The organism is Acinetobacter sp. GW821-FHT09D10 (genome assembly GCF_059416285.1).
In genome coordinates, this window is record NZ_JBWKOW010000001.1 from 417,830 (window position 1) to 432,269 (window position 14,440).

At 39.0% G+C, this 14,440-nt stretch carries 12 protein-coding genes; 3 read left to right on the forward strand and 9 right to left on the reverse strand.

The window, feature by feature from the left end:
* Window positions 1-20: 20 nt before the first annotated feature.
* The 5 genes from AC07M3_RS01895 to AC07M3_RS01915 are packed head-to-tail and all read right to left on the reverse strand — an operon-like array spanning window position 21 to window position 5,782.
* Entirely contained in the window at window positions 21-806 is a 786-nt protein-coding gene (locus AC07M3_RS01895) for an acetoin reductase (RefSeq protein ID WP_494566373.1), read from the reverse strand.
* Window positions 807-832: 26 nt separating this feature from the next.
* Window positions 833-2,236 (reverse strand): dihydrolipoyl dehydrogenase, encoded by a 1,404-nt coding sequence (gene lpdA, locus AC07M3_RS01900; RefSeq protein WP_494566374.1) that lies wholly within the window; start codon window positions 2,234-2,236, stop codon window positions 833-835.
* Between the two features lie 10 nt (window positions 2,237-2,246).
* Window positions 2,247-3,785 carry a dihydrolipoamide acetyltransferase family protein gene (locus AC07M3_RS01905; RefSeq protein WP_494566375.1) on the reverse strand — a complete coding sequence of 513 codons (1,539 nt, stop codon included), beginning with the start codon at window positions 3,783-3,785 and terminating at the stop codon, window positions 2,247-2,249.
* 1 nt (window position 3,786) lies between these two features.
* Window positions 3,787-4,806 (reverse strand): alpha-ketoacid dehydrogenase subunit beta, encoded by a 1,020-nt coding sequence (locus AC07M3_RS01910; RefSeq protein ID WP_005047350.1) that lies wholly within the window; start codon window positions 4,804-4,806, stop codon window positions 3,787-3,789.
* A 13-nt stretch (window positions 4,807-4,819) separates the two neighbouring features.
* Window positions 4,820-5,782 carry a thiamine pyrophosphate-dependent dehydrogenase E1 component subunit alpha gene (locus AC07M3_RS01915; protein WP_004642729.1) on the reverse strand — a complete coding sequence of 321 codons (963 nt, stop codon included), beginning with the start codon at window positions 5,780-5,782 and terminating at the stop codon, window positions 4,820-4,822.
* 360 nt (window positions 5,783-6,142) lie between these two features.
* On the opposite strand from AC07M3_RS01915, the gene lipA reads away from it, so the two are divergent.
* Window positions 6,143-7,129, forward strand: coding sequence for a lipoyl synthase (gene lipA / locus AC07M3_RS01920; protein WP_307009900.1), 987 nt, complete (start codon window positions 6,143-6,145; stop codon window positions 7,127-7,129).
* A 156-nt stretch (window positions 7,130-7,285) separates the two neighbouring features.
* Entirely contained in the window at window positions 7,286-8,425 is a 1,140-nt protein-coding gene (locus AC07M3_RS01925) for an AfsR/SARP family transcriptional regulator (RefSeq protein ID WP_307009902.1), read from the forward strand.
* Between the two features lie 49 nt (window positions 8,426-8,474).
* Here AC07M3_RS01925 and AC07M3_RS01930 read toward each other — a convergent pair whose 3' ends face one another.
* Entirely contained in the window at window positions 8,475-9,227 is a 753-nt protein-coding gene (locus AC07M3_RS01930; protein WP_003651630.1) for an iron-containing redox enzyme family protein, read from the reverse strand.
* A gap of 319 nt (window positions 9,228-9,546) precedes the next feature.
* Between AC07M3_RS01930 and AC07M3_RS01935 the strand changes: the two genes are divergently transcribed.
* Window positions 9,547-10,776, forward strand: coding sequence for a GGDEF domain-containing protein (locus AC07M3_RS01935; protein WP_494566376.1), 1,230 nt, complete (start codon window positions 9,547-9,549; stop codon window positions 10,774-10,776).
* A 293-nt stretch (window positions 10,777-11,069) separates the two neighbouring features.
* Here the strand turns inward: AC07M3_RS01935 and AC07M3_RS01940 are convergent, their stop codons facing one another.
* The 3 genes from AC07M3_RS01940 to prmB form a co-directional block, all read right to left on the reverse strand.
* Window positions 11,070-11,795: a hypothetical protein gene (locus tag AC07M3_RS01940; protein ID WP_004642725.1), complete on the reverse strand. Its 726-nt coding sequence runs from the start codon at window positions 11,793-11,795 to the stop codon at window positions 11,070-11,072.
* Window positions 11,796-12,121: 326 nt separating this feature from the next.
* The gene (aroC, locus tag AC07M3_RS01945) at window positions 12,122-13,213 is read right to left on the reverse strand and encodes a chorismate synthase (RefSeq protein WP_494566377.1); all 1,092 of its coding nucleotides are present in this window, start codon (window positions 13,211-13,213) and stop codon (window positions 12,122-12,124) included.
* Between the two features lie 12 nt (window positions 13,214-13,225).
* The gene (gene prmB / locus AC07M3_RS01950; protein ID WP_004792537.1) at window positions 13,226-14,230 is read right to left on the reverse strand and encodes a 50S ribosomal protein L3 N(5)-glutamine methyltransferase; all 1,005 of its coding nucleotides are present in this window, start codon (window positions 14,228-14,230) and stop codon (window positions 13,226-13,228) included.
* Between the last annotated feature and the right edge of the window lie 210 nt (window positions 14,231-14,440).

Sequence of the window (14,440 nt, forward strand, 5' to 3'; positions counted from 1 at the left end):
CCTCAAATCAGGATGTTGTTTTAACGATAGACAATTCCGCCGTCCGTTAAAATCGATTGACCCGTAATGTAATCTGAATCTTCACTTGCCAGAAAAGCAACTAATGCAGCGACATCCTCTGGCGTTTGGGCTCTACCTAAAGCAATGCCTTCTACATATTTTTTATAGGTCTCACCTATAGCCGCACCGGTAATTTCAGCAAAACGTTTATCAATTTCAAGCCACATGTCGGTTCCAACAATTCCGGGACAATATCCGTTTACCGTAATGCCGTGACTGGCATATTCTTTCGCGGCGGCTTGGGTAAGCGCACGCACTGCAAACTTAGTAGCAGAATAAACACCCAGCAAAGCAAACCCATCGTGGCCTGCAATTGAGCAAGCATTAATGATTTTGCCTTTATGTTGGCGTTGCTTAAATTTTGCAGAAGCAGCCTGTATTCCCCACAGTACACCGCCAATATTGATATCAACGATTTTGTGAAAATCATCTGGTGTTGTATCTGCAATAGCCTGAACCTGAGCAATTCCAGCATTATTAATCATGATGTCAAAGCCACCAAGCGTCTGCTCAGTATGATTTATAGCTGCATAAACTTGCTCTCGGTCACTGACATCGGCAATAAACGTACTGGCATTTACGCCTAGAGCTTGAATCTCTTGCTGTACAGCATTGAGTCGATCTTGTTTCATATCGACCAATGCAATGTGTACACCCTCTTGCGCCAAGCGCAGGGCAATCCCACGGCCAATGCCTTGAGCTGCGCCTGTCACTAATGCGACTTTATCTTTTAATCCCTTAACCATTTTCAATTCCTGTAAATGCAGAATCACTACATATGAATCGCTCGTTGCATTGAAGCCAAAATGGATTCATGCATGGCTTCTGATAAAGTTGGATGTGGGAAAATGACTTGAGCTAGACTTTCATCAGTCGCTTCTAGATATTTAGCAATTGCAAAGCCTTGAATGTGCTCGGTCACTTCATGACCCACCATGTGTGCACCAAGTAGCTCGCCCGTTTCTGCATGAATGATCGTTTTAACGAAACCTGACGCATCTCCAATTGCCAAAGCTTTGCCATTCGCAGTTAAAGAAAACTTGCCGATTCGTACAGGTAAGTTCTGAGCTTTTGCTGCACTTTCAGTCAGACCAATGCTAGCCACCTGTGGATGTGTAAAAATACAACCCGGTATCTGACTGCGGTCGAGTGAATGCACATTTGCTACACCAGCAATTTTTTCAACACATATCATGGCTTCATGGCTTGCTTTATGGGCAAGAGACGGTGCTCCAGCAACATCACCAATTGCGTAGAGGCCTACAACATTGGTTTTACAATAATCATCAATTGCCACAAAACCTTGCGGGTTCAGTTCTACGCCTAAACATTCCAGTCCTAGTCCCGTAGTATTAGGCTGTACACCAATTGCCGAAAGCACACGGTCAAAAACGACTGTTTGAACATCATTTGCCGTTTCAATTACACAGTGAACTTGCCCATTTTCAATTTGAATACTTTGAACAACAGCATCCGTTAAGACCTTCATTCCTTTTTGTTCAAATTGTTTTCTGACAAATTGAGCAACTTCTGCATCTTCAGTGGGTAAAATTTGCTTAGCTAAATCAATAAGGGTGACCTGACACCCCAAGTCTTGATAGAGGCTGGCAAACTCACTACCAATTGCACCAGAACCAACGACGAGTAATCTTTTTGGCACCTCTTCTGGAATAAGCGCTTCTTTATAGCTCCAGACATACGTTCCATCGACAGGAAGTTGAGGAATATGTCGGGCTTTAGCACCGGTTGCCAAAATAATATGTGGTGCACTTAAAGCCTGACTTTTACCTTGAGCATCTGTCACTTCAATTTTTTCTTTCGCTGTAAGTTGAGCACGACCATTAAAAACAGTCACCAGATTCTTTTTCAGCAAGTAATCAATGCCTTGTACCAACTGTGCCGAAACTTGTCGGCTATGCTGCACAAGTTTTTGAATATCAAAATCCAGTTGAGATACCTGAAAACCAAACTGCGCAGCATTTTTAAATTGAGTTGCCAAATCTGCGCCAGCCAATAGAGCTTTAGTTGGAATACAGCCCCAATTCAGGCATATTCCGCCTAAATACTGCTCTTCTACAATTGCGGTTTTTAGCCCGAGCTGGGCTGCACGAATTGCAGCCACATATCCACCCGGTCCCGCACCAATCACAATTAAATCAAATTGAGCTTCTGACATGCGGGTTCTCCTACACCAAAATTAAAGCAGGGTTTTCAACAAACTGCTTAAAGCTGGCTAAGAACTTTGCACCTACAGCACCATCAATCACTCGGTGATCGCATGACAAGGTCGCTGTGACAATCTCACGAACCACGACATTTCCATTTTCAACGACAGCACGTGGTTCTGAAGCACCCAATGCCATAATTGCACCTTGCGGTGGGTTAATGATGGCATCGAACTGTTTAATACCTAACATTCCTAAATTTGAAATGCTAAAGCTACCGCCCTGAAACTCATCAGGTTGTAACTTGCCAGTCTTGGCACGCGTTGCCAAATCTCGCATGTCATCAGAAATCTGTGCTAAAGACTTCTGATTGGCGGCTTTCACAATGGGTGTAATTAAACCGTTTGGAATCGCCACAGCTACCGAAATATCAGCTTGAGAAAATTGCAGAATCGACTGTGTGGCTTCATCAAATTGAACATTCACTTCAGGTACTTTAATGAGTGCCGCCGCCGCCGCTTTAATGAGCATGTCATTAATAGAAAGTTTCACATATGGAACACTCTCATTAATCTGCTTACGTAAATTTTGAAGTGCTTCCACGTTTAGATCGACTACAAGACGGAAATGTGGCGCATTACGTTTTGCTGCTTGCAAACGTGAGGCAATCGCTTTACGCATACCATTCATCGCGACAGTGGTAACGGTCGACTGTGGTTGAGTAGCAGCAACCTGAGTTGATTGTTCATTTACCGCCGTTGGGTTGTCACGGTTGTAAACCGCTTCAACATCTTCTTTACAGACGCGGCCTCGGGTACCTGAAACACGGCAGTCATTGAGGTTAATGCCCCATTGTTTTGCTAAACGGCGTGCAACAGGTGTTGCCAAAACACGGCTATCATCCGCAGTTGACTTAACCACTTTAGCTTGATGTTGCTGTTTAACATCAGGCCATTGACCTCCAGCAGCCTGCACAGCTTTTTGAATGTCTTGAACACTGATACGTCCTTCACGACCAGAACCCGCCACTTTTGCCAAATTAACATTGTGCTTTTCAGCAAGTTTTAAGGCATGTGGAGTTGCAAAAAGCTCATTAGATGCTTGATAGCCTTGTAATGACTCTGGTACAGCGTAATCACCTTTAGCTACCTTTAAAGGAGCTGAGGCGCTAGCTGCTACAGTCTGTAGTTGATCCGTTTTTTCAACAACAGGTGCAGATATTTCCGCTTTACTTTGTTCTGGAGATGGTTCAGGTGCTTTAGCTGCTGAACCACCTAATGATGCAATAAACTTCTCAATTTCTGCATCAGAAACTTGGCTTTCAGCACATACAGCAATAAGACCACCTACAGGTAAAGTATCACCGTCTTTTGCTAAGATTTTACGCAGTGTTCCCGCAAAAGGTGCTTCTAATACATTGACGATTTTCGTGGTTTCAATTTCACAAATTTCATAGCCTTTATTAAAGCTGTCACCTTCTTTAATCAACCATTGGGCAATCGTGCCTTCTTCCATGGATAATCCCCATTTCGGGATCTCCAGCGTTTTAATTTCGCTCATCCTAAGCCTCCAATGTTTTTCGCACAGCTTGCTCAATACGCTCTACACTTGGAATCCATTCTTTTTCTAAAACTGGAGAGAATGGAACCGGTGTATGTGGTGGCGTTACGAGTTCAACAGGTGCTTTTAAATAGTGGAAACCTTTCTGTGCAACCAATGCAGCAACATCATGACCAAAACCACAGCGTGCCGCTGATTCATCCACAATCACAACACGCCCAGTTGATGCCACAGACTCTAAAATTCCTTCTTCATCAAGAGGAGAAATTGTTCGAGGGTCTACAACTTCAACCGAAATACCATCTTTTGCTAGCTTATCTGCTACTTCATTAGCGCGATGGACCATCAGACCTAAAGCAATAATGGTCACGTCCGTACCTTCTCGGGTGTAATTCGCTACCCCAAAAGGAATGGTATAGGCTTCATCAGGAACGTCACCTTTAATGTCATAGAGCATTTTGTGCTCACAGAACACGACAGGGTCGTCATCTCGAATTGCTTGAATTAAAAGTCCTTTCACGTCGTATGGACTTGATGGAACCACAACTTTTAAGCCTGGAACCGCGGCAAATACGTTATATGGTGACTGAGAATGTTGAGCTGCTGCCGAAAAACCCGCACCAATCATGCCACGCACGACCATTGGTGCTTTTGCTTTTCCACCGAACATATAACGGAATTTTGCCGCTTGGTTATAGAGCATGTCATGACACACACCATAAAAATCCATAAACATTAAATCGGCAACAGGACGTAAACCAGTTGCAGCAGCGCCAGCCGCCATACCAATAATTGCAGATTCAGTAATTGGCGTATCAATAACACGCTCCGAACCAAATTCTGTCCATAAACCTTTAGTTACACCCAGCACACCACCGAAACCTTCAAGCTGGTTATCTTCGGTATTTTTACCGCCATGTCCACCGCGCACATCTTCCCCAACAACAAACACAGTTGGGTCACGGCGCATTTCTGATTCAATGGCTTCTTTAATCGCATTACGAAAACTTTTATTTGGCATCTTTACTATTCCTTTAGTAAGAGACATAGACGTCGGTAAGGAGTTGTTCTGGTTTTGGATATGCCGCAGCACGAGCTTTTGCAACTGCATCATCAACGTTTGCCTTAGACACTGCATCAATCTCGTCTAATTTAGCTTCATCAATTTTGCCTTTAACTTTTTCTCTGAAAATTTTCAAAGGGTCTTTATTTTCTTTAACAAAGTCGACTTCCTCTTTTGAGCGAATGAGCCCTGGGTCACCTTCAAAATGTCCATAAAAACGGTTAGTAATCGTTTCAATAACACTTGGCCCCTCACCACGACGTGCACGTTCAATGGCAGTTTGAGCCGCTTCATATACAGCAAAGAAATCGGTACCATCGACTTTAACTGCTGGCAAACCAAAACCTGCCGCACGTCCAGCAATGTCTTTACTACCTACCGCATAGTCATGACCTGTACCCTCACCAAACCCGTTATTCTCAAAGACAAAAATCACAGGAAGTTTAAGTACGACAGCCATGTTCATCGCTTCAAAGGTAAGCCCCTGATTTGAACCGCCATCACCTGTAAAAGAAAGCCCCACACCGCCTGTCTTTAAGGTTTTAGCTGTTAGCGCAGCACCAATTGCCAAAGGAGGTCCACCACCCACAATCCCGTTGGCGCCAAGCATGCCTTTGTCTAAATCGGCAATATGCATAGAACCGCCTTTTCCTCGGCATAGCCCATCATCTTTACCGAAAATTTCCAGCATCATGCCGTGAATGTCACAGCCTTTTGCAATACAGTGTCCATGGCCACGATGGGTTGAAGTGATGTAATCTTTATCTGTTAAATTCTCACAAATACCGACTGCTACAGCTTCTTCACCACTATATAAGTGAATAAAGCCGGGAATATCACCATTGGTATTTTCTTCGTGAAGTCGATCTTCAAATTCACGAATATCACGCATGCTTTTATATGCTGCGAGTAATTGCTCTTCCGTTAATTGCATATCCTTTTCCTTTATTATCTTGATTTTAAAAATCAACCAATTTTCAAGCGAAAATGCTAATTCGCTATAAATACTTAAACTTAAATTCAATAATTGATCTATTAGACTAAAAAGTTTTTATTTAAAATATTTCCAATTAAATTATTAATTTCAAAAACTTAACAACCCAAAATAAATTTAAAAAAAATTTATAATTTTCATTAGCTTGTAAAACAAACCTTTAACCAACCTTTGTTATTTTATAATACTCGCCACACCCTGTATTTATAATTAATTGTGACTTATTAAGGAAATTTAAATTAGTCTTTAAATTAAATAGCAGGAGTTTAAGTAAGTTTTAAATAAAATGGAATTATTAATATGGATTTTAAAAGACAAGTTGAAACTGGTATTAAATTACGGGGGGCCGATAAAGTCGCCCGTATTCCGATTAAGGTTTTACCAACAGAAGAGTTGCCAACTAAACCTGAGTGGATTAGAGCAAAAATTACAGATTTTGAAGAAATTAAACGTATAAAAAACCTTTTACGTCAGCAAAAGTTACATAGCGTTTGCGAAGAAGCGGCATGTCCAAATTTACCGGAATGTTTTGGTGGAGGTACAGCAACCTTTATGATTATGGGTGATATCTGCACCAGACGTTGTCCATTCTGTGATGTAGCGCATGGTCGCCCAAAACCCCTAGACGAAGATGAACCTAAACATTTGGCAGAAACGGTCGCAAACCTAAACTTAAAATATGTAGTGATTACCTCTGTAGACCGTGATGATCTACATGATGGTGGCGCTGCTCATTTTGTAAAGTGCATTGAAGAGATCAGAAAACGCTGTCCAGAAACTTTGATTGAAATTTTGGTACCCGATTTTCGCGGTCGTTTGGAGACAGCTCTTTCGACTTTGAGCTTATCTCCTCCCGATGTCTTTAATCATAATATTGAAACTGTTCCGCGTTTATATAAAGCAATGCGCCCAGGCTCAGACTATCGACACTCATTGGAACTACTAAAACGCTTTAAAGCATATTGTCCTGATATCAAAACCAAATCTGGTTTAATGGTTGGATTAGGAGAAATTGAAGCAGAAGTACTTGCCCTACTGAACGACTTAAAAGATTATCAGGTAGACCTTATTACCATTGGACAGTACTTGCAGCCTTCAAAGTCACATGCACCCATTCATCGATTTGTAAATCTACAAGAATTTGAAAGATATACGCGACATGGTAAACGGCTAGGTTTTAAAAATATCTGGAGTGCTCCTATGGTCCGTTCAAGCTACTTTGCTGACCGACAATATTTTGGAGAAGAAGTACCAAAGCCTTTTAGTCGAAAAGATGTCTTATCTTAAGGATCATGTAATTAACAAAATTTATCCAATAGGCTAATGGTCAAGACTTATAAAAGTATTTAAGGTAACGAGATAACGAGGAAATAGTCACAATAAAAAAGTTATAACGGTTGAGCGGCTACGGATACGCCATTTCAATGATAAAGGAATTTCGATATGGATATGTCAGAACAATTATCATCGCCTTTTATAGATACTACGCCATCTTTATTTCGGCCAGAAAAGTCATCTCATTCTCAATATTTAGGAAAAAAGCCATCAGTTGACCTTGAAGCAGCACCTATATTTGACCTAAGTGAAGAATGGGAACATTCATTATTCGGACGTTCTATTCATGAGTGTCACCGAAACTTAATGCACATTGCCGAAGATGCCGATATGGCAATTGGTGTGACCGACCCACATGGCACTCTACTTTGGACATGGAGCAGTCACCCTATGCGCTCTTCGGCAGAGCAAGTTCATTTTGTTGAAGGGGGTCAGTGGTCTACTCAGGCAGTAGGGCAAAATGCAATTGGTTTAGCATTAAATACTCATTCAGCTAACTGCGTTTATTCACACGAAAACCAAATGAATAGTGTAAGAGATTGGGTCTGTTACGCAGCACCTATCACCGATGCAAACACAGGCCAATTTTATGGGATTATGAATTTGTCTACAAAATCCCATAAGCATAACTCATTGGGAATTTTAGCCGTTGAGAGATGTGCGGACATTGTGAAACAAGCAATTCAGCTTCACCAAAAAAATATTTTATATATTAAGGCCTTTGGAACTCCAAAAGTTCAATATAACCAACGCAGCCTTACTTTAACTCAACGTCAAATTGAGATTATGTGCATTCTGACATTGTGCCCTGAAGGTATTAATCTTGAAGAGCTTCACTATGCGTTATATGGTGATCGGCCAGTAAGTACCACCACGTTAAAAGCAGAACTTTCTCAACTCAGAAACTTAATTCCCGATGTGATCGAGTCTCGCCCTTACAGACTTAACTGTGAAATTCAATGTGATTTTTTAATGGCAGAACAAGCATTAAATTTAGGCTTCACATCGACAACACTAACGCTTTATAGAGGAAGTTTTTTAGCTAAATCGGAAAGTCCATTTTTATGTGCTTGGAGAGACTGTTTTGATGCTCGCTTAAGTCATGTGATTTATCAGATTGAAGATGTTGATCAGTTATTACGAGTGGTCAGTCGTGTCCCTGACCGAGTAGACGCAGTTGAACGTCTACTTGAATTATTGCCGGAAGACACGCCTTATCGAACAAAACTGTTAAAGCTACTCGAATAAAATAAAAGGGAGAATATCCATACGATATCCTCCCTTTTTTAAGATAAGATCAGGCAGAGGCTTGAAGCTGTACCTTATAACAATCATCTAAGGCTAATTCATAATACCGCAGCCCCTCTTCCGCAGCATGAAAAGCTTTTTGCTGCCAGTCGGGACGATCATTACATAAACGCTTAATCAGCTCCATGGCTTCATAAGGATGAAGATCATCATAGTGAGCATGCGCACGCAACCAAGCTAAAGAACGTTTATCAATCGTTACTTCAGGATGATCAGTATAGGTATGAATACCCTTATAGACCTGAATCGACCAATCCCCAGTTGCCCATTCAATTGCCAGATTTGTTGCAGCAAGGCACTCTGCTAAATTACCACGATGACTCATATTCCATAAGAAATGGTTCACTGCATTCATCGCAGCTGGCGGTCGTACATGATCAAGCTCATCAACAGTTAAGCCAAAACCTCCAGCCCAGTCGCGATACCATTTTAAGTGTCGCTCTTCTACCTTAATATTCTGGATTAACCAATCTCGTGCTTCTGTAACGCCAGGTTCAGAAAACCCCGTTGCTTTGCCTAACGCTCCTGCCATATATGACGGGAAATGCGCGACTAATGGATAGAAATTAAGTAAAGCATAACGGAAACTATCTAGGCTCAATCCCCCATTGGCCATTTCCGAAAAAAACGGATGTTTACTCACCCGTTCTTTCGCTGGTAGCAGGTCATCCCAGAACTGCTGTGACCATCCATTATGCGGTGTAATTTCTAAATGCATTCCATATTGATTTAGAGCAGTCATTGCTAATTTTCCTATTTATATGACAGCAATCATCTGTATTTCACCGTATAAGTCTATCCGAAAATGATAAAGATACAATCGTTAATCGACCATTTGTAACTTTTTTCGATGGATTGTGAATCTTTAGATAATTGTTACGCTAATCGTTGAAATGTCGTGATTTTTATCACATTTAACTTAGATAAAAATCATTACTTTTTTAAAAAAACTGTATTATTATTTTGAATAAATCACACATTATATAATCAATATTTTTAGATGGAACTTTACTAAAATAAGTCTCATTTTATGACAACTTCCAATATAGTGAGCATTAATTATGAAGTTGCAGGGTTCCAATATATTGGGACAGGAACAAATAGATTTATTAACCACACGAGGATTAAATTTCGTATGGTTTCCAAAGCAGCTTGAAACGATTTATCGTTTTCAATACCAAAATGGTGCTGCCTATGAGTTCCGCTATAGAGCGCCTATTATTTTAATATTATATATATTTTTAAGCTTTGGTATATATCAAGTTTTACCAACTGAGCAAGTTTTACCCTGGTTTAGCTATTATTCTTGGGTAGGTATAATCATTCTTATCGCCTGGATTTTATCATTTATTAAAAAATTAAATCAGTATTTTGATTATTATGTAGGAGTCGGTTCAGCTTTAGCTGTGGCAATTACCTTTATTTTAATTAACGTAATTGAAAATGGCCAAGATAATGTTCTTTTTCATGCAGCGATGATGTATGCGATTGTGATTATCTATGGTGCGGTAGGTATGCGCTTTTATACCGCCATATTTGCTGGATGGATGGGCGGGGTTGTTGGAATTTTGGCAAGTAATTACTTAAATGGGGTGATCGACTGGACCTTCTTGAACCGGACTTACACCTTCAGTAGTTTTTTAGGAATGACCCTTGCCTATGCAACTGACCGTCAACATAGAGAAAACTATTTACAAAACTGCATGATTGAGCTGAATCGCATTGAACTGATGCAGCAAGCACAGCAATTATCTTTACTTTCACAACAAGACGCACTCACCGGTTTAGCCAATCGACGCTATCTAGATGAAACACTTGATAATGAATGGCGTCGTGCTTTACGACATGAAATGCCCCTGACCATCATGATGGTCGATATCGACTATTTTAAAGCATACAACGACACTTTAGGACATCTAAAGGGAGATGAATGCTTAAAAGAAATCGCAATTGCTATTTCTTCTATTGCTGCACGCAGTGGTGATTTAGTTGCTCGTTATGGCGGCGAAGAATTTTTACTCTTATTCCCAATGACAAATAATCAGCAAGCCTTGATCCAAGTTGAACGTTTAATGAATGCTATTGATAGAATTGCAATTGAGCACCCATGCAGTGATGTTTCACCACATGTCACCATTAGTGTTGGAGTCGCAACCACAATTCCTCGTCTAAACGATTCAATTTCTGCTTTTGTCGCTCGTGCTGACCATGCTTTGTATAAAGCAAAAACTAATGGTCGTAATCAATATAAGATTGCTGTAAACGAAGAACAAATTGTAGATTTAACTTAAAAAGTCAGACTTCCATTCAAAATGACTTTTGACTAATTATTATCTCTCTTAACTTCTTTTATCGCTCATTTCCTAATTAAAAAAACAATTAGCTTTTCCATCCGTGGCAAAGCTAAAATGTAATTTAGAACCAGTAAGTACGAAAACCTATTTTATTTAAATTTAAACCATCTGTTAAAAATGACTTATATAAACTTAATAAATTTAGCGACTTTTAATACATCAATATCCTATTTTTATGTAATAAAAATTACTAGATTCAGATAATCTAATATAGAAAAAATTCCATTTTATTAGAGCTCACCTTTCAACCTCTTCCAAAATTTAATTAAAAAATAAAATAGTGAATTTTGTTCTATTCTTTGCGGTACTGTGGAAATAGCTTCAGTTGAAAATGGTAAAATCGAAACAATATTCTCATGTATTGTTTCATAATTTGGATAGGCTTCTTTTTTTATTATTTCTATAATTTTTTGTATTTCATCAATAGATAAATTCAAAAATCTCTTAATTTCTTGGGCTGTTTTTGACTCAATAGATAATAAGGCACAAACTCTAGTGACATTAACAATCTGCTCAGCATGAATGTTTTTAAAGTTTGGATAACAGACAAGCTTATAAAGAATTTTTGTCTCTAAATGATCTTTAGACACTATATTCTCGTTATTTATTATACGTTCTTGATGACTTGTTTTAAAATATTCATTCTTCTCAATATCTTGTAAAATATTGAGAAGTTCCTGATATCTTATTGGTCTCTTCAAACCATACTGATAGCCCTTTAAAAGCTCAGGATTATTACTTAATACAATCTTAATTTTTTTTGGAATAAGAATATTGGTATAACCACTATCTAAATCAATAATATGTATATCAGGATTGTCTTCACTATATATCCAATTCCCCACAAGATGAGATGACAAAGATAAGTCATGAATAACTTTTATCATTGCCTCTAAATTTTTAGGCAATAGCCTATCCTTTGACATACAGCCAATTCTATATGTGCACTGATTCATTGATATTTCCCCAATTTCAATGATGACTTTGAAAATTCTTTGTTTAAAGTAATAAAAATTTAAATATGTAATAAACTTATATAAAAGCAATTTGAGTAAATTAACTTTCGGTGATAAATATCGGTTGCAGTAAAAATTAACAAGATTTAATTGCCAAGCTCTACAGATGAATATACTCAAAAATAATTCGCAGAATATTATATTTATATAAATATTATAAGACAAGAAAATAATTTAAAATTTAATCAGACTTAATGGAATAAAAATTTAAAACCCCATATTTAATTTAAATATGGGGTTTTATTTACTTTAGTCAAAAATTATGACTATGGTTCGATTGGAGCAAATGGTGGAATAACATCTGCATTTTGTGCTCGATGGCGTAAGAAGTGATCCATCAAAACAATTGCTAACATTGCTTCTGCAATTGGAGTTGCTCGAACACCTACGCAAGGATCATGACGGCCTTTAGTCAACACATCTGTATCTTCACGATTTAAATTAATCGTTTTACCTAGTGTCGTAATGCTTGCTGTTGGTTTTAGTGCAATAGCAACTCGTATGGTCTGACCACTTGAGATACCACCTAAAATACCACCAGCATGATTCGCTAAAAAGCCATTACTGGTCATTTCATCACGTGTTTCATGACCAAACTGTCCAGCAACTGCAAAACCATCACCGATTTCAACACCTTTAACCGCATTAATACTCATCATCGCGTGAGCAATGTCAGCATCTAAACGGTCAAAAACAGGTTCACCCCAACCCACAGGAACTTTCTCAGCTAAAATCTCTAGTTTTGCACCGCAGCTCGTTCCTTGTTCACGTAAAGAAGTAACCAACGCCTCAAAACGCGAAACAGCGTCTACATCACCACAGAAAAATGGATTATTCGGAACTTCATTCCAATCCAGTTTTTCGGCAACTTCATTACCAATTTGCATCACATGACCACGAATCAAAACGCCAAATTTTTCTGCTAAATATTTTTTAGCAATTGCACCTGCTGCAACACGCATAGCAGTTTCACGAGCACTTGAACGGCCACCGCCACGATAGTCACGGAAGCCGTATTTTTGAGTATAGGTATAGTCGGCATGGCCAGGTCTAAAAGTTTGGGCAATATTGCCATAATCTTTCGATTTTTGGTCAGTATTACGAATCAATAAACCGATTGGTGTACCAGTGGTTTTACCTTCAAATACACCTGAAATAATTTCAACTTGATCAGGCTCTTTGCGTTGAGTCGCAAATTTTGATGTCCCTGGCTTACGACGGTCTAGATCTTTTTGTAGATCTTCTTCGGTTAACGCAAGGCCCGGTGGCACACCATCAACAATTGCCATTAAGCCAACGCCATGAGACTCACCACAAGTAGTTACACGAAAGAGTTGTCCAATACTATTCCCTGCCATATGCCCAACTCCTTATATTTGCTCTTCAAATAGTTTTCTATAACGGCGACATTGTTCAGCAGTCAAAGCAAAAATACCTGAACCACCTTTTTGGAAAGTGAGCCAGTTGAAATCAATCGTATTAAAGTTCTGACGCATCGACCATTCAGAATTACCTACTTCAATGACAATAAGACCATCTTCAGTTAAGTAATCTGCCGCTTGTGCAAGCATTTTACGAACTAAATCTAAACCATCTTGGCCTGCTGCCAATGCAAGTTCAGGTTCATGTAAAAACTCTTCTGGTAAGTCAGCCATATCTTCAGCATCAACGTATGGAGGATTACTTACAATCAAATCATACTGATTTTCAGCTGGAATCTTGGCAAACAAGTCAGATTCAAGTAATGCAACTTGATATTGCTTATTGTGGTGTTCAGTATTAATTGAAGCAACTTCTAAAGCTTCTTTAGAAATGTCAGTTGCATCTATTTCAGCGTCTGGATATGCATAAGCCAAAGCAACCGCAATACAACCAGAACCTGTACACATATCTAAGATACGTTGTGGAGTTTTAGGTTTTGCATTTTCTGGCAAATTATTAAGAGCTTCGCGCATTTGACCATTTTCATCTAAACAATATGGTGCAAAACGTTGCTCAATTAATTCTGCAATTGGTGAACGTGGAATGAGTACACGCTCATCTACATAGAATGGCTTATTAAAGAAATAAGCAAGATTTAATAAATAAGATGTTGGAATACGGTCATTGATACGACGTTCCAATAAGCTTAAAAATTCCGCTTTTTCGCTTGGTAATAACTTCGCATCTAGAATTTCTGCGTCTGCTGACCATTCAAGAGATAAGGTTTGTAAAACTAATGCAGAGCTTTCTGCAAAATAATCTTCAGTACCTTGTCCTAAATGTGCATCATGTTGACGTAATGCTGATACCCCAAAACGAATAAAATCTCGAATTGTTGATAAATTTTCAGCCGCTTCCTGTAAATTTTCAGGGCTAATCGTCGGTCGCTCCACTTAGGCGTCTCCAAAGGCAAATTTTGCAAAGTGACTATTCTACTGAGTGAGGTACAGCAAAGCAACGCTTTGCCTTGTGAACAGGAGTTTTACATGCCTATCTCTAACAATCACACATTAAAATCAGAATACTTTGTTTTAATTAAGAAATAATGAACTTTATAAGTAGCGTTAGATGTAGTCTTTGAAATAAAAAAAGCGGTCTTTAAA